General features: G+C 70.2%; 17 protein-coding genes. 13 read left to right on the top strand and 4 right to left on the bottom strand.

Features of this window, described 5'->3' with window-relative positions; translation table 11 throughout:
- The first annotated feature begins 187 nt into the window (after window positions 1–187).
- The 3 genes from RIU97_RS34520 (at window position 188) to RIU97_RS34530 (ending at window position 4,395) form a co-directional block, all read left to right on the top strand.
- Window positions 188–1,744, top strand: coding sequence for an alpha/beta fold hydrolase (locus tag RIU97_RS34520; protein WP_404961422.1), 1,557 nt, complete (start codon window positions 188–190; stop codon window positions 1,742–1,744).
- 12 nt (window positions 1,745–1,756) lie between these two features.
- Window positions 1,757–3,373: an alpha/beta fold hydrolase gene (locus tag RIU97_RS34525; protein WP_404961423.1), complete on the top strand. Its 1,617-nt coding sequence runs from the start codon at window positions 1,757–1,759 to the stop codon at window positions 3,371–3,373.
- A gap of 359 nt (window positions 3,374–3,732) precedes the next feature.
- Window positions 3,733–4,395, top strand: coding sequence for a deoxynucleoside kinase (locus tag RIU97_RS34530; RefSeq protein ID WP_404961424.1), 663 nt, complete (start codon window positions 3,733–3,735; stop codon window positions 4,393–4,395).
- A 282-nt stretch (window positions 4,396–4,677) separates the two neighbouring features.
- Here RIU97_RS34530 and RIU97_RS34535 read toward each other — a convergent pair whose 3' ends face one another.
- Entirely contained in the window at window positions 4,678–5,364 is a 687-nt protein-coding gene (locus RIU97_RS34535; protein ID WP_404961425.1) for an N-acetylmuramoyl-L-alanine amidase, read from the bottom strand.
- Window positions 5,365–5,994: 630 nt separating this feature from the next.
- Complete coding sequence (locus tag RIU97_RS34540) at window positions 5,995–7,029, bottom strand: Lrp/AsnC family transcriptional regulator (protein WP_404961426.1); 1,035 nt, start codon at window positions 7,027–7,029, stop codon at window positions 5,995–5,997.
- Between the two features lie 105 nt (window positions 7,030–7,134).
- On the opposite strand from RIU97_RS34540, the gene RIU97_RS34545 reads away from it, so the two are divergent.
- Window positions 7,135–7,530, top strand: coding sequence for a VOC family protein (locus tag RIU97_RS34545; RefSeq protein WP_404961427.1), 396 nt, complete (start codon window positions 7,135–7,137; stop codon window positions 7,528–7,530).
- A gap of 131 nt (window positions 7,531–7,661) precedes the next feature.
- On the opposite strand, the gene RIU97_RS34550 is transcribed toward RIU97_RS34545, so the two are convergent.
- Complete coding sequence (locus RIU97_RS34550; protein ID WP_404961428.1) at window positions 7,662–8,069, bottom strand: ATP-binding protein; 408 nt, start codon at window positions 8,067–8,069, stop codon at window positions 7,662–7,664.
- A 289-nt stretch (window positions 8,070–8,358) separates the two neighbouring features.
- Here RIU97_RS34550 and RIU97_RS34555 point away from each other — a divergent pair, with 289 nt between their 5' ends.
- From RIU97_RS34555 to RIU97_RS34570, 4 genes are read left to right on the top strand one after another with little or no spacing between them, the layout of a single operon-like run.
- The gene (locus RIU97_RS34555; RefSeq protein ID WP_404961429.1) at window positions 8,359–8,703 is read left to right on the top strand and encodes an STAS domain-containing protein; all 345 of its coding nucleotides are present in this window, start codon (window positions 8,359–8,361) and stop codon (window positions 8,701–8,703) included.
- Window positions 8,703–9,386, top strand: a complete 684-nt coding sequence (locus tag RIU97_RS34560) for a response regulator transcription factor (protein WP_404961430.1) — start codon at window positions 8,703–8,705, stop codon at window positions 9,384–9,386. The genes RIU97_RS34555 and RIU97_RS34560 overlap by 1 nt, the downstream gene beginning before the upstream one ends.
- Window positions 9,383–10,525, top strand: a complete 1,143-nt coding sequence (locus tag RIU97_RS34565) for a PAS domain S-box protein (protein WP_404961431.1) — start codon at window positions 9,383–9,385, stop codon at window positions 10,523–10,525. Before RIU97_RS34560 ends, RIU97_RS34565 begins: the two co-directional genes overlap by 4 nt.
- Window positions 10,522–10,953 carry a response regulator transcription factor gene (locus tag RIU97_RS34570; RefSeq protein ID WP_404961432.1) on the top strand — a complete coding sequence of 144 codons (432 nt, stop codon included), beginning with the start codon at window positions 10,522–10,524 and terminating at the stop codon, window positions 10,951–10,953. The genes RIU97_RS34565 and RIU97_RS34570 overlap by 4 nt, the downstream gene beginning before the upstream one ends.
- A gap of 564 nt (window positions 10,954–11,517) precedes the next feature.
- Here the strand turns inward: RIU97_RS34570 and RIU97_RS34575 are convergent.
- On the bottom strand, window positions 11,518–11,859 hold the full coding sequence (locus tag RIU97_RS34575) for a restriction endonuclease (RefSeq protein ID WP_404961433.1): 342 nt from the start codon (window positions 11,857–11,859) through the stop codon (window positions 11,518–11,520).
- Between RIU97_RS34575 and RIU97_RS34580 the strand changes: the two genes are divergently transcribed.
- The 5 genes from RIU97_RS34580 (at window position 11,799) to RIU97_RS34600 (ending at window position 18,345) form a co-directional block, all read left to right on the top strand.
- Window positions 11,799–12,104: a Scr1 family TA system antitoxin-like transcriptional regulator gene (locus tag RIU97_RS34580; protein ID WP_404961434.1), complete on the top strand. Its 306-nt coding sequence runs from the start codon at window positions 11,799–11,801 to the stop codon at window positions 12,102–12,104. The genes RIU97_RS34575 and RIU97_RS34580 overlap by 61 nt on opposite strands.
- A gap of 236 nt (window positions 12,105–12,340) precedes the next feature.
- On the top strand, window positions 12,341–13,600 hold the full coding sequence (locus RIU97_RS34585) for a DUF6923 family protein (RefSeq protein ID WP_404961435.1): 1,260 nt from the start codon (window positions 12,341–12,343) through the stop codon (window positions 13,598–13,600).
- 525 nt (window positions 13,601–14,125) lie between these two features.
- Complete coding sequence (locus RIU97_RS34590; protein ID WP_404961436.1) at window positions 14,126–14,311, top strand: hypothetical protein; 186 nt, start codon at window positions 14,126–14,128, stop codon at window positions 14,309–14,311.
- A 448-nt stretch (window positions 14,312–14,759) separates the two neighbouring features.
- Window positions 14,760–16,817, top strand: coding sequence for a pectinesterase family protein (locus RIU97_RS34595; RefSeq protein ID WP_404961437.1), 2,058 nt, complete (start codon window positions 14,760–14,762; stop codon window positions 16,815–16,817).
- A 496-nt stretch (window positions 16,818–17,313) separates the two neighbouring features.
- Window positions 17,314–18,345, top strand: a complete 1,032-nt coding sequence (locus tag RIU97_RS34600) for a LacI family DNA-binding transcriptional regulator (RefSeq protein WP_404961438.1) — start codon at window positions 17,314–17,316, stop codon at window positions 18,343–18,345.
- Window positions 18,346–18,444: the final 99 nt, after the last annotated feature.

Consider the following 18,444-nt stretch of genomic DNA (forward strand, 5'->3'; position numbering starts at 1 on the left):
CGTGACGGCCGCCACGGGGTACCCGCCGGCCTGCCCGGCGCCACCCGGTGGCCCGGGCCACGGACTGCCGATGGCTCCGCGTGCGCGCGTACGGTCCACCCAGTAGCGTCGAGAGCGAGTGTTCCGTCCCAACCTGCGGCCCGGCCCGGCGGGGCAGCCGCCGATGTCGGCACAGGAACGAGACCACATGCCCAAGCACAGCATCCGCGCGGCGACCACCGCGGCCGCTCTGGTCTGCCTGACAGCGTTCGGCCCCACAGCGAGCAGCGCCGCGTCACCACCCGCCCAGTCCGCCGGCCGGGCCGGTCCCGCAGCCCCGTCCCGGTTCGTGCCCGGTCCCTGTCCGAAGCCGCCCGAGCCGATCGAAGCGCTCAGCAGCGCACGGTGCGGCTTCCTCGAGGTCCCCGAGAACCGCTCCCGCCCCGGCGGCCGGACCATCAAGCTGGCCGTGGCGGTCATCGCGGCCGTCAACCCGGCGAAGCCGGCACAGGACCCCGTGGTGTTCATGGCGGGCGGTCCCGGTGCCGACACGTTCGACGACATCCCCTTCCTCGTCGACTCCGGCCTGAACAAGGACCGCGAGCTGATCGTCATGGCCCAGCGCGGCAACCTCTACGACCAGCCGAACCTCGCCTGCCCGGAGGTCGACCGCTTCAACGAGCGGGCCGTGGGCCTGGGCTATGACTCACAGCAGGCGGAACAGCTCATGCTGAAGGCGGTGAAGGAGTGCCGGGACCGTCTGACGGCCGACGGCATCGACCTGAGCGCCTACAACACCACGGAGAACGCCGCCGACTTCGCGGACCTGCGCAAGGCGCTGGGCATCCCCAGGTGGAACGTCTACGGGTACTCCTACGGCAGCAATCTCGCCCTCACCTACCTGCGCCTGCACCCCGAGGGAATCCGCGCGGTGGCGATCGACTCGGTCACACCTCCCCAGGTCGTGACCCTGCTGTGGACATGGGGCAGCACGGCCGAGGGGGTCAGCAACATCTTCGAGGGGTGCGCGGCGCAGCCCGCCTGCAAGGACCGGTACCCGGACCTCCCCCAGCTGTTGACGGAGCAGGTGCGCAAGCTGGAGGCCCATCCCCTGACGCTGAACGTCCCGCCGCCGGGTGGAGGAAAGCCGGTCAAGGTCGTCCTCGACGGGGGCGCGCTGCTGAACCTGATCGTCGCCTTCACCCCCCGGCCCAAGGACATCCCGGCGGCGCTCGACGAACTCAGCCGCGGCAACCCGGAGCGCTTCGCGCGGGCCCGCGCGGGCGGTTCGGTCCAGAAGGTCGGCGAGTTCGCGCACGGCCTGACGAACTCGGTGGCGTGCAGCGAGTGGGCGCCGGGGTACACGGAGCCCGACGTGCTGAAGGCGGGTCGCAAGGCCTTCCCCGGCTGGCCGGACACGGTCCTGGCCCAGGTGCCGCAACTCCCCTTCCAGTACCCGGTGTGCCGGATCTGGAACGTCCCGGACCGCGCGTCCGTCCAGCGGATGGCCACGGTCAGTTCGGTACCGGCGCTCGTCGTCTCCGGCACGTTCGACGTGAAGACCGGGGCGAGTTGGGCGAAGGGCGTGGCCCGCGACCTGTCCCGCTCGACCGCCGTACAGGTCCCGGGAATCGGCCACTGGGTGGTCCCGCAGTCGCCCTGCGCGCAGCGCGTGCTGGCCTCGTTCTTCGCCCGCCCGACCGCCCCGGACACCGCTTGCGTGAACGACCTCGAGCCCGAACCGTTCACGATCATCCCGAGATGACCGGGAGGCCAGATGACACGCCACGAAGCGCCCCGTCGCCGCCGCACCGTACGACGCCTCCGAGCCACGGCGGCCACCATGGCGACCGGTCTCCTCGTCACCGGGCTGCTCGCAGCGCCCGCTCAGGGGCAATCCCGCACCGACACCACCCCCACTCCCACCCCCGGAGCGCCGATCGGCACGACCGCACGGACGGTGGGCGACGCCCGCTTCGAACCGGGCCCGTGCCCGAAGACGCCGGAACCGATCGAGGCCCTCGACGAGGCCCGCTGCGGAACGCTCACCGTGCCCGAGAACCGCGCGGAACCGAGCGGTCGGACGATCGAACTCGGTGTCGCGATCGTGCCGGCCGCGACCGACAAGCCGAAACCCGACCCCATCGTGTGGCTCGCGGGCGGACCCGGCGACGACGCCGTGGGGGAGGCGAAGATGGCGATCGACGGCGGCCTGAACCGCGACCGTGACGTGATCTTCATGTCCCAGCGCGGTACGTACTCGGCCGACCCGACGCTCCTCTGCCCCAACATCGACGAGTTCAACGCACGCTCGGTCGGCCTCGTCTACGACGCCCCGTCCACCGAACGCCTGCACGTTGAGGCCACGAAGGCCTGCCGCGACCAGCTGGCGGGCCGCGGGATCGACCTCAGCGCCTACAACGACACCGAGAGCGCCGCCGACTACGAGGACCTGCGCACCGCGCTGGGCGTCAAGCAGTGGAACCTGTTCGGGATCTCCTACGGCACCCACCTGGCGCTGGCCTCCATGCGCCTGCACCCCGAGGGGCTCCGCTCGGTGGGCATCGACGGCATACTGCCGCCGTCCAAGTCCGGGTCGGCCGCGACCTGGAGCAGCGCCCGGCAGGGCTTCGACGGCCTGTTCAAGGCCTGCGCGGAGCAGCCGGCGTGCAACAAGCGCTATCCGAACCTGTCGGCCACCTTCGAGCGGCTCGTCCGCGAACTCGAAGCCAAGCCGGTCACCACCACCGTCACGCTCCCCGGCAGCGACAAGCCGGTGAAGGTCGTACTGGACGGCGGAGCCCTGGTGAACTGGATGACCTCCGCCACCCACGTGGCGCCCCAGGTACCCGCCGCCCTCGACGAGCTGGCCAACGGCAAGCCGCAGCGGATCGCCCAGCAGTGGGCGGGCGGCAAGCTCAGCCCCCAGGCCATCGGACGGATTGCGCACGGACTCGCCTACGGCGTCTTCTGCAGCGAGTGGACGCCGTACGAGACCCAGGAGCAGGCGCTCCGCGGCGGACAGGAAGCCTTCCCGTCGTTCCCCCGTCCGGTACAGGCCCAGGCCCCGCAGCTCACCTTCCTCCGTCCGGACTGCGACGTCTGGAACGTCCCCGCGGCGGCGAGCTCGATCCGGGACGTCACGCGCGGGGACATCCCGACCCTCGCCCTGTCGGGCGGGTTCGACTCCCAGACCGGGGCGGACAACGGGCCGTACGTCGCCAGTACGCTGAGCAACGCCAAGGTCGTCACGGTCCCGTACGAGCCGCACGTGGTGTTCGCCACCTCGAAGTGCGCCCAGGAGATCACCGTCTCGTTCTTCGACGACCCGGCCGCGCCGAAGACGGAATGCCTGAAGAGCCTCGAGGCACCTGAGTTCGAGATCGCGCCCTGAGACCGCCTCGGTCGCCCCGGGCGTCCGCGGTGCCCCCCCATGTGGCCGGGGTGACCAGTCCCGTTTCACAGGCCGCCTTCCCGGTCGCCGGGGCTCTGGCCGGCGTGGGGTGGAGCGTCATTTATGCTTCAAGGCGGTCGCAGGGCGGTGGCGCGTTGCTGTACGCGGCACCTGCAGAACGGCCGGTCCGGCCGGTCGAGGATGGTGTTCTCCGTCGCGGGCCTTGGTCCGGACGGAGACCATATGACGCTGATCATGTAGATCTTGGGGAATCGAGTGACCGCCGACACGCGTCTCAGTGGTGTGGGGTGCCCGGCTCGCCCGCCCGCGAACAGAAGACCCCCAGGGAGAAGTGAGGAATGGCAGTGATCTGCGTCGGAGGCATGATCGGGATCGGTAAGACGAGCGTGGCCGAAATGCTCGCCAAGGAGCTCGGCAGCGAAGTCTTCTACGAGAGCGTGGAAGACAATCCGATCCTTCCGCTCTTCTACACGGCGAGCCCCGAGGAGATCCAGGCGAACCGCTACCCCTTCCTGCTCCAGCTCTACTTCCTGCAGACGCGGTTCGCCTCGATCAAGGAGGCGTACAAGCAGGGCGACAACGTCCTCGACCGGTCCATCTACGAGGACTGGTACTTCGCCAAGGTCAACCACGACCTGGGCCGGATCAGCTCCCTCGAGATGCGGGTGTACGAGGGACTGCTCAACGAGATGATGCGCGAGATCGACGGCCTGCCGTACCGCAAGGCACCCGATCTCATGGTCTATCTCAAGGCGGACTTCGAGACGGTGCTGCACCGTATCGGGCTGCGGGGCCGCGGTTTCGAACAGGACGAGAGCCTCGTCGAGTACTACCGGACGCTGTGGTCCGGCTACGACGACTGGGTGCACAAGCACTACTCGGCCAGCGAGGTCCTTGTCATCGACATGAGCCACACGGATGTGGTGAACAACGCCGAGGACGCCACCCGCGTGGTGCGGGAGGTCAAGGACGCCCTGGCGGCGACCAGGCTCCGGGCCTGAAGCTGTTCCACGCCGGTGCGCGCATTCTGGTGAAGCGGTCCAGGGCGGCCGGCGCAGCCGGTTCGCCCCGTCCACCAGGCGGGATGCGTCGTAAGCGGTGAGTGGGAACGACCGCCGTCATGCGCACCGGGGCCGGAACCGGTCCTGGGAAGCGACGGCCAGTCGGTGCCCGCCGGGAGGCCGGCAGGCGCGCCCGCGAGTCCTCGCATCGGCTCCCGCCTTCCACTGTGCGCAGGCGGGGCCTCGAAGGGTCCCTCGGGCCCACCGCCAACACCCCGACACCTACAGGGGGTACATCTCGCGGACCGCGCTGAGTATCTCCCCCGTCTGGGCAGACCGGAGGAGGCCCGGGCATGCGTGGCCGCCCCAGTCCCGGCCTCCCATGCTGTGGATGCCGAACCCCCGACCCAGCGGTGTGGAGGCGGGCTCGAGTGGCCACTCGTGCTGTGCCATGCCCCAGGCGTAGATCCGGGCGACGGAGTGCACCTGCTGCGCGGTGAGCGGCCGACGTGCGAATCCCGAGGTCTCCACCGAGAGCCACGACGGGTTGCCGGCGGCCTGCGCCCAGGCCCGGTCGTGGGCGGAGACGTACTGTTCGATCTCGCCGGACTGCGAGACCCAGAAGTGCGAGGAACACTCCACCGCCGGGTCGCTGAAGCGATCGTGGAGCGAGTTCTCGCCCTCCTGCACATGCATGACCAACCCCCGCATCTCCCTGATCCCACCCGGAGTGAAGTTCACCGCCAGCGGCTTGTGGGTGACTTCCGGCATCCACGCCTGCCCCCGTTCGGGAGTCGTCTCGGCGGGTGGCCCTGCCCCCCTCTCGTCCTGCGTTTCCGTTCGGCCGGGCCCGGGGCCCCCGCTGAAGCCGGCGACTGCGCCGAGAGCGGTGGCGATGAGTCCGCCGCCGGTGCAGGCCATGGCGGTGCGGCGCGACACCAGCCGTGGCTTCGGTTTGCGGTGGGTCACGTGCGCGGCTCCGTAGGTACGGGGCAGGGATCGGAGGTCCCGCCGCGAGGCGGCCCGGACGCGAACGCCGGTCGGCACGGCCCGACAGGCCGGTACGGCTCCCTGGTCCTGGCCCTGACCCTGGCCCGCCGGGAACGGAGCATCGGTAGATCCTTTGCTGGGCTGACGTTCTCCGCCGGAATACTTGCCGACCTTTGATGTCGGAATGAGACCGGATCATGACCGTTTCGTGACGGCCGGATGGGCCGGGGTGCTCGACGCGGGGGAGCGGGGACGCCGGGACGCCGGGACGTGGTGACAGCCGGGTGCGCGGTCTGCGGGTCGCGCAGGGAGGTACGACGGCGCCAGGCCTCCGCCAACCCCGCCGTCCTGCCGCTCGATTACCCGCGCAACGGGCTGCCGGCGAAGGCGGCCAAGGCGGTCATGGCGCCCATCGCGCCCATCGCGCTGCTCACCGTCGTTCATGTCGGCCCGCATGCGCTGCTGCGCCGGGCGAGCCGGGCCTGCGGCCGAAGGGGACGGACACCGACGTCGTGCGGGTGTTCTCAGAGCGCCGTGATCAGCTGGTCGGTCCTGCCGCGTCGGGTGCGTCCCCGACTCGGTTGCCCCAGGCAGCCAGTCGGGGTCGAATCAGCGCCTTTGCTGCCGTCCCGGAGCGCGCCGCTCCAGCCGTTCCGCCATCGCCGGCACGAGGAGTGGTCCCGCACGTTTGGCGCGGCGCTGGATGAGGGCGGTCTCCGTCCGGCCGATGCCGGGCAGCGAAGCCAACTGGCCGGCCAGGTAGTCGTACAGGGCGCCGGTGTCGCGGCACAGCACCATGGCGACGACCGCTGCCCGGCCCGTCGTGACGGCGGCGAAGGCGACCGCGTCGTGTCGAGACAGCGCCTGCGCCACCTCGCCCAGTGCGGCCGGCGCCACCTCCAGCCACAGCAGCGCCTCCACAGGGAAGCCGAAGGAGGACGGGTCCACGTTCACCTCGAAGTGGAGCACCCCTGCGGCCCGCAGGCCGGCGATGCGACGGCGCACGGTCGAGGCCGACCAACCGGTGACGGCGGTCAGTCGTACCACGTCCGCCCGGCCGTCCCGGGCCAGTTCGCCCGCGAGCCGTGCCTCCGCCTCGCCCCAGCCGGGCGCTTCCGGGTCGCCCGGCGGCTCCAGCGCGGGGCAGAGGAGGGCAGCCTGCTCGGCCCCGTCCAGCGCGCTCGTCCGGCCTGCCCAGCCGCCGACGCCGGCGACCTGACGCAGCACGCAGGCCGCCTCCACATCCCGTATCCCCGGGGTTCGGAGCAGATGGTCGAAGAACGGGCGCTCGCCGTCGGTACTCGAGGCCGGCGTGCGGACCATGCACGTCAGCCGTGTTCCGCCGGCGAGCGGGGCGATCCACGAGGTGTCGTCCCGCACGGCGAGGGCGGTGGTGAGCGCGTCCGCGGCGTCAGGCGTGCAGTCGATGCGGACGAACCAGTCGAGCATGCCGATCCGCCGGCTGTCGACGAGCCCGACCACACGGACCACCAGGGCTGACCGCAGCCGGTGGTAGCGGCGTGCGACGGTGCGTTCCGGGACCCCGAGCACGGTGGCGATCCTGCTGAACGAGGCGCGCCCGTCGACCTGGAGCGCATGGATCAGACGCCGATCCAGCGCGTCGAGCATGACGGGTTGCGTCATGACGTCGCCTCCGAACGTCTGATCGTGTCCATTTCGGCGACTGTACAAGGCGCCCGGGAGCAGCTGGACGGGAGGCTGATGGTGACCGAACGAGAGAGGCAGACCATGTTGACCGTCCTTCCCATCAGGTACGTGGCCGACGTCGAGGCGTCCCGGGAGTTCTACGCAGGGCTGGGGCTCACTGTCCGGCAGGAGCCCGGTGCGGCCGTCTGGGTCCGGCTGACAGCACCCGCGGGCGCCCTCGGCGTCCATGCCAGCACCGTCTCGCAGGGGCGGCCGCCCGGCACCACCGAACTGGGCTTCGCAACGGACGAGCCGCTGGAGCAGGTCGCGCAGCGGCTCCAACGGCGCGGCTACCCGTACGAGCTCGTCGAGGAGAACTTCGGCCGCAGCATCCGGGTCACCGACCCTGACGGGGTCGTCGTGCAGATCCAGCGGATCGACCCGGACACCGTCCGCCGGTCGGCCGAGGCCCTGACCGGCAACGGCAACGGCGCCTGACCACCCCCGCAGGGGCCGCGCCGCACCCCCTGGTGCGACCCCTGCCGGACAGTCCACCTACAGCGCTCAGCCCCAGGTGTGACCGCCACCCTGTCTCTCGTCGGCATTCCGATCCATCACAGGGCCGGGGACTACCAGAGCAACTCCGCGTGGACGGTCTTGCCGTTGTGGCAGGGGACGACGCGCACCCGGTGTGCGAGGGTCCGGACGATGCTCCACCCGCGTCCGCCGGTCCGGTCGGGAGGCCGGGAGTGCGGGGGGCGTGAGCTCGTGTCCCGCACGGTGATCTCGATCCCGCCAGGAACCAGACCGAGTTCCAGGACGAAGGGCCCCGGAGCGTGGCGGACGGCGTTGCTCACCAGTTCGGAGACGACCAGCAGGACGTCATCGTGAAAGGTGCGGCGGGCGGGCCGGGAGTGGTGGCGAAGAAAGGCGACGGCGGCTTCCCGTGCTTCGGCGATGCAGCCGGGCCCGCCGCCGAAGTCCATGCGCACCTCCGCATGACGGGCGCCGTGCGGAACGGCCGACGGGAGCTCCATCCCCACGCCCCTTCCACTGAGTGCCTCGCCGTTCGGGCGCCCGACCGCTGCCTGGGAGCCCGTAGCGCTGTCGGGGCCCTGTCCCTCGGCGCTTCCCCACACAGCAGGGTACCCAGCCTGATTGAAATGTTCACGGGTTCGCGTCTCCTGCCGTCGTGCGCTTTCGCGCCGATCCGCCCTTGAGGTGGTGACCCGTCAGGAGAACGGGTTCTTTTCTAGTGCAGATTCACTACTCTTGGCTGGTGCCCATTACCCAGGCTGGGGGCTGCCGCATGAGAGAAGACGCAACGTGACCGGCCCGGTGTTCCAGGTCAGCACTGCACTCGACGTCAACGTGGCCGGTCTGCGGCTCGTCGGCGCGTTGGACCTGGACGGTACCGCGCAGTTGCTCGCCGCCGTCGCCGACTGCTTCGCGCGGCGGCCCGACCGTGTCGTGCTCGACCTGTGGGGCCTGCGCTTCTGCGACTGCGCGGGGCTCAACGTGCTGGTGGAGGTCAAGGCCACAGCGGATAGGATCGGCACCGAGCTGCGCGTGGAGGGCGCCCGCACGCAGGTGGCCCGACTGTTCGCACTCACCGGCGTCGAAGAGCTGTTCGCCGGAGGCGTGCCGCGTCTACCACCGAGGACCCTGTGATGCCTTCGACACCGCAGAACACACCGGATACCGTGCCGCGCACCGCCGGGGGGCGCATCACCATCCTGCTCGTCGAGGACCACGACATGGTGGCCGAGGCGATCCGGATCGCCCTGGACCGCACCGACGACCTGGAGGTGGTCGGCCGTAGCCTGTGCGTGAAGGACGCGCTGGCCGACGCGTCCCGGCTTCGCCCCGCCGTGGTGGTGCTGGACCGGCGACTGCCCGACGGCGACGGCATCGCCGCCATCACTGCGCTCAAGGCCGCCGCACCCGGCACCCGGGTACTCGTGCTGACCGGCGAAGGGACACCGGCGGTGGCCGCCCACGTCGCCGAGGCCGGTGGCTCGGGGCTCATCCTCAAGGTCGGCAACCTGGGCGAGCTCCAGGACGGAGTACGCCTGGTGGCGGCGGGTGAAGTGGCCTTCAGCAAGGGACTGCTCAGCGGAGCGCTGGACCGGCTGGCCGGCAAAACCGTCGGTTTGGGCACGACCCTCACCCCGCGCGAGCGCGAGACCCTCTGCCTGCTCGGCGACGGCCTGGGCGCAGCCGACATCAGTCAGCGGCTCGGAGTCGCCATCAACACGACCAGGAACCACATCCAGCGGGTCCTGGAGAAGCTCGGTGCCCGCTCCCAACTGGAGGCGGTTGCCGTGGCCCGTCGTGAGGGCCTTCTCCGATGACCGGTGACAACCGCGCCGGACAACGTGGCGGCCTCGCACCGACCGAGACGGCGTTCACCCTGCTGGTCACGAGCGTCCTCGACTACGGCATCTTCATGCTCGACCCCGAAGGCCACGTGTCCAGCTGGAACGCCGGCGCGGAGCGGATCAAGGGCTTCCGTGCCGCGGACATCATTGGCCAACACTTCTCGGTCTTCTACCCGCCCGAGGACATCGCTGCCCGCAAGCCCCACACGGAGCTTGAAACGGCCATCGTCGACGGCCGACTGGAGGACGAGGGCTGGCGCATCCGCAAGGACGGCTCCCGCTTCTGGGCCAACGTGGTGATCACCCCCCTCTTCGACGAGACCGGCGAACTGCGCGGCTTCGGCAAGGTCACGCGGGACATGACCGAACGCCGCGCCGCCGAGCAGGCGCTCACCGAACGCCGTCGCCTCTTCACCCACCTGGTACAGGCACAGGAGTTGGAACGCCGTCGCATCGCCTGGGACGTGCACGACGACTCCATCCAGGCCATGGTCGCCGTCGGCATGCGGATACAGCTCCTCGCCGACCAGGTTGGCGAGCCCTACGCGCATGAACTCTCGCTGCTCGACGAGACGGTGCGCGAGGCGGTGGACCGCCTGCGCAACCTCACCTTCCGGCTCCAGCCGCCCGGCATCGACCGGCACGGCCTGGTCGAGTCGCTGTCCCAGCACCTCAACGACGTGGTGGCCGGGAGCTGGGGTCTTGAGCCGTCCCTGGAACACAACCTGGAGAAGGAGCCGGCTCCCGAGACCGCGATCACCATCTTCCGCATCGTGCAGGAGGCACTGCTGAACGTGCGCAAACATGCCCGAGCGCGCACCGTACGGGTCAGCGTCACCACCGAGAACCAGGGCCTGCAGGTCCGAGTGGCCGACGACGGCATCGGCAACGCGGCGGTCGCACCCAGGTTGCAAGAGCACTTCGGGCTGATGGAGATGCGGGAGCGGGCCGAGACCGCCGGCGGCTGGTGGACGCTGCGTACCGAGCCCGGTACCGGCACGACCGTGGAGTTCTGGGTGCCCGACCTGCCGACCGGCGAGCTGGACGAACCGCTGCCCGGTGCGCCCGGCAGGAGCTTCGACTCCCTGACCGCCACCCAGGGGCCGTCGTGACCCCGCCCGCCACGCCCAGGGGCCCCCTGCGGGTGCTGATCTGCGACGACAACGCCGTGCTGCGCGCGGCGCTGGCACAGGTCGTCGGGGCCCAGCCCGACCTCACCCTGGTCGGCAGCGCGGCCCAAGCCGACGAGGCGATCCGACTCGCCACCGCCCAAAGGCCGCACGTCGTGGTGCTCGACGTGCGCTTCCCCGGCGGCGGCCCGTACACCGCCGAGCAGATCCTCCGCGCCGTCCCCGGCGTACGCATCCTGGCGTTCTCCGCCTACGGTTACCAGGGGCCGCGCACCGAGATGGCTGCGGTCGGCGTCGCGGGGTACCTCGTCAAGGGCATCAGCAACGCCCGGCTGTTGGACGAGGTCCGGGCCCTGGGAGCCGAAGCCCTTGAGGCCACTCGCTGCGCCGCCGAAGGGGGCAGCGCATGACAACTGCGCAAGCCGGCTGTCAGGCACGCCTTCGGAGTTGGTGCATCCGGCACTGACCACGCTCGATGCGACCGTAACGGGTTGGCCGCGGCTTTGGCCGGGGCGTTCGCGGTTGCCGCGCGACGGCGGTGACGGCGGCCGCGGGGCGGGCCGGTTCGTGCTGATGAGAAACGCCCCGCCACGGGGTGCGAGGCGGGGCGTTCACGTGGGCGCGCAGTGTCATGTGCGCGGGTCGTCGAAGACGTCGTGGCGGGCGCTGGTGTTCGGGGGCTGAGGTCAGTGCCTGCCTCGAAGGCGCCTGAGTAGTCCTCGGGCCTGTTCCCGCTTGCGCGGGTCGGAAGCTGCACGCCGCGCCGAAGCAATCGTCCGCTGACCCTGCGGGCTGCGGCTGAACTGCTTGATCTTTGCGAATAGTCCGGACATAAGCCCTCCCGGTGTGGCCCATCGTGACAATGCGCGTGTGCCCCGGGACTCACGCTCCAAACCGGGGGGCCCGCCACGCAGGGCAGGCGGCCCCCGGCCGCATCGCTGCAACGGGAGCACGGAGTGCGCCGCGGGGTCCAGTCACGGGGACGCATCGGCAGGTACGGGCGCCGCCCTTTGCGTAAGGGCCTCAACGGCGTCGAGAAGCTCATTCGGTGGTGCGGAAGCGGGGGACGGAAGGCCTCGGCCAGGCCGCAGCCCTTCGGCTGGCCCACGCCGGACACGGCGTCTTCGCGGCCGGGCCGTCGCCGTCGACGCAGACGATGTCGCAGGCTTGCACTGGATGACCACGCGCACTCCGTCCGCCATCGTGGCGATCACATCGGCTCCCAACGCCCCCGTTCCGCCCACCACTTCCACCTGTGGGCAGCCATCCCGAGCGCACAGCGCGGCGACCGTGTGCTCGAAGCCGTCGGCGTCCACCGCCGTGTGGTCCGGGGCGCCGGCGTCCAACCCAGGCAGACAGGCGGGCTCCGGCTCAGGAAGGCCGGACCTGTCACATCCTGCTGGGCGAACAGGCGCTGTGCATCAATCTCGGCGGGACGGAAGTGATGCGAGACCAGCTTCGCCGATCCCTCGATGCGACGGACCTGCCGGGGCTGTCCCTGGGGATCATCCCGGCCCGCGCTCGCCTCCTGGTCCACCCCGGAGGCGGCCGGCCGCACTGATGGTGCCGTAGCCGTAGGCGTTATCCAACGGCACTACGGGGCGAAGTTTCTGATGATCTTACAGAAATAACACGGGCATTGTCCTGGTGCATTGGAGCGAACTCCATTCCGGAGCCCGAGCCGTGGTATCCGACCCGGCATCCCTTGTGCTGATCTTTGTCCGTCACATCCGGCACACACTGAGGGGCTCTCGCCATAGGGCCCTGTCCGCCTTGAGCCGTGAAAGGTGCATGTTCGTGATCCGAGGAACAAACAGGCCGAACCAGGGAACGCGGCGGCTGCGCGCGCTTTCCGCGCTGGGCGCCGTGGGTATCGTCGCAGGGCTCGCTTCCAGCCTGCCGGCGTCACCGGCCGGTGCCGTCCCTGCCCGTGCGGCAGCTGTCGCCCAGCCGGGCCCCGCTGGGAATTCCGTTGCGTGTAACGGGAAGGTCTACGTCTCGTTCGGAAACCCGGAGAACCAGCTCTACACCGCCGACCGAGGGCCCGGGACGGTCCAGTTCACGCCGCTGGGCGACCCGACGCCGTTCCTCTACAACGCCATCGGAGTGAACCCGCGCGATCGCTTCCTCTACGGGACCACGTTCGGCGGCCCGGACAACGAACTGGTCCGCTTCGACCGCAACGGAGACTTCACCAACCTCGGTGTCATTGCCGGTCTGCCGTCCGCGCTCTACATCTCGGGAACGTTCGACAGGCAGGGCAACTACTACGTCCTGGCCGACGACACGGGGGAGATCTATCAGATCGACGTCAACTCCCGCTCGGTCACGCGTGTCATCAACGTCCCGGAGCTGGCCGACCCGGCACTCGACGTCTTCGACATCGCGTTCCGTGACGGATTCCTGTGGGGCTCGACCGACGCGGGCGCCATCACGCGGATCGACATCGCCAATGAGAGCGTGGACTTCTTCCCGGGTGTTCTTCCGGGGGGTGAGGACTTCGGCGGCGTCTTCACGTACGGCAATGGTGATCTCGGATTCTTCCGCAATTCCGGGCAGCTCATCCGCGTCCACGTGTGGAATGCGACCGGATCCAACCCGCGGTTCACCGTGCTGTCGACGCAGACCACGACGCCGGCGACGAACCTCGACGCCACCTCCTGCTTCCTCGACTCGTCCGCCGACCTGGCGGTGCGCAAGCACGGACCCAAGAGCGTAGAGGCGGGGGCCCAAGTGACCTACCGCATCACCGTGAAGAACGAGGGGAAGGGCGGCTCCTCCGGCTGGTCGCTGACCGACGACCTTCCGGCGAAGATCCTCTCGCCCGCCACGCCGACCGAAGGGTGCGAGATCACCGACGGCCTCCTCTCCTGCACGGGTGGCCCGCTGCAGAAGGGCCGCCACGTGGAGATCGAGGTGACCGGAACCGCGGGCAACGTTCTGGAGCCCACCACCCTGAAGAACACCGCCACGGTGTACGGCGACGACGCGGACCCGCGCGAGGAGAACAACACGGCCACCGCGTCCACCCACGTCAGGCCGGGGGACAGCGACTAGGCCGTTTCGGCTCGCCGGCCGGGGCCCCTTCTGGCGTGCCCCGGCGGCGTGCCGGTGAGCGCGGACGATCGTGGAGCCGACACCGGAACACGGCGCCGGGGCCATCACCATGCCCCGCGCCTGATCGATCACCGCACGGCTCTCCAGCACCCTGCTCAACGGCTCAACGGCTCAACGGCTCAACGGCTCAACGGCTCAACGGCTCAACTGCTCAACCTCGGCACGCGACTCGAGGACCTCGGCGGTCAGCGCGTCAACCGCCGGCGAAGCCGCATCCGTCAGGGTCTGCGGCGCTTCATGGATCGTGATCGTTCGATGCATCATCCGTACCTCGCATCAGCGCAGAGAAGTCATCGCGCTCCCTCGGGGGCACCTTGCTCATCGATGCCCGAGCCTGCCTCGTCACGAGCGTGGCCGTCCCGCAGTCGCCGTCGCTACGCGATCCGGCGCAGCCTCGATGTGCCCCATGCGGGCACCGTTTCCGCTGCCTGCCGCGTCGCACGTATCCGACAACTGGCGGTTCGCATGTACGCGCTGATCGTTCCGGCCGCGCTCCCCTTCGTCCTGCTCGCCGTCGTGATGGGCCTGTCCTGGTGGGAGGACCACCTCCTGCCACCGGCCGAGGCTCCCGTGGAAGCCCCTGCCGAGGCCTCGTCCACACCGGCGGCCCATGCCGACGCATCCCGACCCTGCGACAACCCTGCCCGTTGAAAACGAATGCCACCCGGCGTTGACTGACGCCGACCGCGTAGGGCTGTGTGATGCTCCGGAATTCCCGGGCAAAACCTTCGCCTTCGGATGCCCTGCGCTGGACCCTTCCGCTCGTGCCGCACCGCCGCCGACGTGATGTGGAGCCGATTGCGCGTACCGCGGGCTCGCTGAGGCGGCCTGCCGCGATCTGTTCCGCCGCCCCCACCGTGGTGGGCATGCAGATGGGTGCCGACCCTGGAGAGGTAAACGTGAGCGGCCAAGGCAGGGAGCGAAAGGACCGGCAGAAGGGCCGAGACCTCCAGGCGAGTGGGGGAACCCGTCATGCCATCCGCAGCCGGCGCCGGCCTCGCTCCGGGCCTCGCTCCGGGCCCCGGAAGCGCGGCAACCTTTTCGCCCGCGGTGGCAACTGGCTGGTGTACGCACACCCTCCACTACAGGACAGTGAGTCATGCGAACCACTCAGCACAAGGCGCGGCACCGCAGGCGCAGAATCGGTCTGACCGTGGGCATTCCGTTGGCGACGGCCACCGCAGTGGGCGTGTCCTACGGCGGGGCCTTCGGGGCGTTCGGTGAGGACGCCCGGCCGGAGGCCGGGGCGGCCACCGCAGCCCGGGCGTGGGCCCGGGAGGCCGCGGACGGCTTCGCCTCGGTCAACGCGCTCGGGCAGACCGGCACCTACGGCGGCCGGGACGGTGCGGTCGTCACCGTGAAGAACCTTGCCGACCTGGAGAAGTACGCGACCGCCTCGAAGCCGTACGTCATCGTCGTGGCGGGGACGATCACCATGACCCCCAAGGGCAAGGAGATCAAGGTCGCCTCCAACAAGACCATCGTGGGCGCGGGCACCTCGGGTCACATCGTCGGCGGGGGGTTCTTCCTGGGACAGGGCGTACACAACGTGATCATCAGGAACCTGACGATCCGTGACGCGTACGCCGGCACGTGGAACGACAAGGACCACGACTGGGACGCCATCCAAATGGACGGCGCCCACCACGTGTGGATCGACCACAACAACCTGCGGAACATGGCCGACGGACTGATCGACAGCCGCAAGGACACCACGTACCTCACGGTGTCCTGGAACCAGCTGAAGAACGACAACAAGGCCTTCGGCATCGGCTGGACCGATCACGTCACCGCCGACATCACGATCCACCACAACTGGTTCCACGAGACCAAGCAGCGCAATCCGTCCACCGACAACGTGGCGCACGCGCACCTCTACAACAACTTCATGCAGGACGACCCGGACTCGTCCATCACCTCCTCCTACGGCAACTACGCGCGGGGAGGAACGAAGATGGTGCTGGAGAACAGCTACTTCGAAGGGATGAACAACCCGGTCACCAAGGACACCACCGCCGCCCTCGTGCAGCGCGGCAACGTCTTCGTCAACACCACCGGCCGCAATGAAAGCGGTGGCACGGCCTTCGACCCGAAGACGTACTACGGCTACACCCTCGATCCGACCGCCGAGGTCCCCTCGAAGGTGAAGTCCGGCGCCGGCCCCCGCCCCGCCATCGGCACGGCGACCTCCCAGGCTCCCGCCACGACCACCCTCACCGTGGCCAAGGACGGCTCCGGCCGGTACGAGACCGTCCAAGCCGCCGTCGACGCCGTCCCGGCGGACAACGCCTCACGCGTCGTCATCACCGTCAAGCCCGGCACCTACCGGGAAACGGTCAGGATCCCGTCGAACAAGCCACACGTCACCCTGCAGGGCACCGGCGGTAGCCGCAAGGACACGGTCATCGTCCACGGCAACGCCTCCGGAACCCCCAAACCGGGCGGCTCGGGCACCTACGGCACCGCCGGCAGCGCAACCGTCGCGGTCGAGGCCGATGACTTCCAGGCCCGAAACCTCACCGTCTCCAACGACTTCGACGAGAAGGCCAACCCCCACGTGAGCGCCCAGGCGGTCGCGCTGCGCACCGCCGCGGACAAGATCCTCCTCGACAGTGTGATCATCACCGGCGACCAGGACACCCTGCTCCTGGACAGCGCCACGCGTGCGAAGCCCGGACGGGTCTACATGACGAACTCCTACGTCGTCGGTACCGTCGACTTCATCTTCGGCAGTGCCACCGCCGCGATCGACCGCTCGGTGATCACCCTCAAGAAGCGCTGGGACGGAACCTCGGGAGGCTGCGTCACCGCGCCCAGCACCCCCGCCGGCCGCAAGGGCTTCCTGATCACCAACAGCGCGTTCAACGGCGACGTGGCTCCAGGGAGTTTCGCCCTCGGCCGGCCGTGGCACGCGGGCGGCGACGCGTCCCTCGACCCGCAGACCACCGTGCGCGACTCCACGCTCGGCAGCGGCATAGGCGCCGCCCCGTGGTCCGATATGGGTGGCTTCTCCTGGAAGAGCGACCGCTTCGCGGAGTACGGGAACACCGGCCCGGGCGCCGGCACGCCGAGCGGCAACCGCCCGCAACTGCGCGACGACCAGGCCTCCGGCCAGGAGGTCGGCGACTGGCTCGGCGACTGGACCCCCGGCTCCTGAACTCCGTCTCCGAAGCGACGCTTCGAGGGCCGCCGGTGCGACGCCGCCGAGGTGCGGCCCCGCTCGGGCGCCGGGGTCAGGACGGGTCGCCGTACGGGAATCCGCGTCCGTTGGTGCCGACGTAGACGCGCCCGTAGGTGGTCGGGGTCGCCGGTGATGACGCCGACGCTGCCGGTGCCGCCCCACAGGTGGGCGTCGTCGCTGCCGCGGAGCCAGGCGGCGCCCTGCGCGGCCTGGCCTCATGCATCGCCCGGCGGCCGCGGTGCTGCGGCATCCGCACGACAGGGGGGCACGGAAACGGGTCGTCGTCCCGCTGGATCGCGTGAGGGCTTGTGATCGTGAACAATTACACTCGCCTTCGTGGCGCCCCTGTGCAGGCACCACCGCGATTCGGTCTGCGCACCGGAGCCCGGGCCGGCCGCCGGGGGCTTCGCCGACGAGAGGGCTATCAGTGGGAACGGCAAGTACGGAACAACCTGAACCACGCCAGCCTGTGATGGCTGATGTCGCGCGCGTCGCCGGAGTGTCGCACCAGACGGTGTCGCGGGTACTCAACGGCGCACCCCACGTCCGCCCCGGCACACGTGAGCGGGTGCTCGCCGCCATCCGCGAGCTGGACTACCGCCCCAACGTGGCGGCCAGGACCCTGGTCACCCGCCGGTCCCAGACGCTCGGCGTGGTGAGTTTCGGCAGTGCGCTGTACGGGCCGGCCTCCATGCTGGACGGCATCGAGCAGGCCGCGCGCAGTGCCGGCTACTTCGTGAGCGTGGCGAGCATCCGGTCCCTGGACTCGCGCGCGGTGCAGGAGGCCGTGGACCGGCTCAGGGACCAGGGCGTCGAAGGCATCGTGGTGATCGCGCCGCAGATCCCGGCGGCGCGCGCCATCGCTCAGCTGTCCACGGCGGTGCCCGTGGTGGCGGTCGGGTCGGGCAGCGGGTCGCGCGTGCCCACGGTCTCGGTCGACAACGAGGCGGGCGCCCATGCCGTCACCCGACACCTGCTCGACCTCGGGCACGCCACGGTCCACCACATCGCCGGCCCGCCGGGCTGGCTGGAGACCACGGCCCGGCAGGCCGGATGGCGCAGGGCGCTCCAGGAGGTCGGCGCCCCGGTGCCCGAGGCCCATGCCGGGGACTGGAGTGCCCGCGCCGGATACGAGGCCGGCCTTCGGATCGCCGAGGACCGCAGCGCCTCCGCGGTCTTCTGCGCGAACGATCAGCTGGCACTGGGCCTGCTGCGCGCGCTGCACGAAGCGGGCCGGACGATCCCCGGAGACATCAGCGTGGCCGGTTTCGACGACATCTCCGAAGCCGCCTACTTCGCTCCGCCGCTGACGACGGTCCGACAGGACTTCGGCGAGCTGGGCCGACGGGCGCTGGAACTGCTGGTCGATGAGTTGACCGGAAACGACCGCACGACTGGCGTGGGCGGTGGGGAGCGCGGTGGAGCGCGGGAGTCCGCGAGCAGGCACGTCCTGGTACCCACGGAGATCGTGCTGCGCCGCAGCACGGGCCGCGCACCCCGGTAGTTTCGGCGGAGGGCCGCGGGCATCCACGCAGGTCAGAGGGGTCGCAGGGGTGGCGGCTGCCCCCGTGGTCCTGAGGTCAAGATTGGGTAACGCTGTATG

It is taken from the genome of Streptomyces sp. 147326, from assembly GCF_045000215.1.
In the GTDB taxonomy this organism is placed as follows: Bacteria; Actinomycetota; Actinomycetes; order Streptomycetales; family Streptomycetaceae; genus Streptomyces.

What these genes read in the sequence shown, in the direction of transcription:
- RIU97_RS34540 (WP_404961426.1), bottom strand. Translation starts at nt 7,029, where the DNA reads ATGACGCAACCCGTCATGCTCGACGCGCTGGATCGGCGTCTGATCCAT.
- RIU97_RS34550 (WP_404961428.1), bottom strand. Translation starts at nt 8,069, where the DNA reads ATGGAGCTCCCGTCGGCCGTTCCGCACGGCGCCCGTCATGCGGAGGTG.
- RIU97_RS34520 (WP_404961422.1), top strand. Translation starts at nt 188, where the DNA reads ATGCCCAAGCACAGCATCCGCGCGGCGACCACCGCGGCCGCTCTGGTC.
- RIU97_RS34525 (WP_404961423.1), top strand. Translation starts at nt 1,757, where the DNA reads ATGACACGCCACGAAGCGCCCCGTCGCCGCCGCACCGTACGACGCCTC.
- RIU97_RS34545 (WP_404961427.1), top strand. Translation starts at nt 7,135, where the DNA reads ATGTTGACCGTCCTTCCCATCAGGTACGTGGCCGACGTCGAGGCGTCC.
- RIU97_RS34590 (WP_404961436.1), top strand. Translation starts at nt 14,126, where the DNA reads ATGTACGCGCTGATCGTTCCGGCCGCGCTCCCCTTCGTCCTGCTCGCC.
- RIU97_RS34595 (WP_404961437.1), top strand. Translation starts at nt 14,760, where the DNA reads ATGCGAACCACTCAGCACAAGGCGCGGCACCGCAGGCGCAGAATCGGT.
- RIU97_RS34600 (WP_404961438.1), top strand. Translation starts at nt 17,314, where the DNA reads ATGGCTGATGTCGCGCGCGTCGCCGGAGTGTCGCACCAGACGGTGTCG.
- RIU97_RS34560 (WP_404961430.1), top strand. Translation starts at nt 8,703, where the DNA reads ATGCCTTCGACACCGCAGAACACACCGGATACCGTGCCGCGCACCGCC.
- RIU97_RS34530 (WP_404961424.1), top strand. Translation starts at nt 3,733, where the DNA reads ATGGCAGTGATCTGCGTCGGAGGCATGATCGGGATCGGTAAGACGAGC.
- RIU97_RS34565 (WP_404961431.1), top strand. Translation starts at nt 9,383, where the DNA reads ATGACCGGTGACAACCGCGCCGGACAACGTGGCGGCCTCGCACCGACC.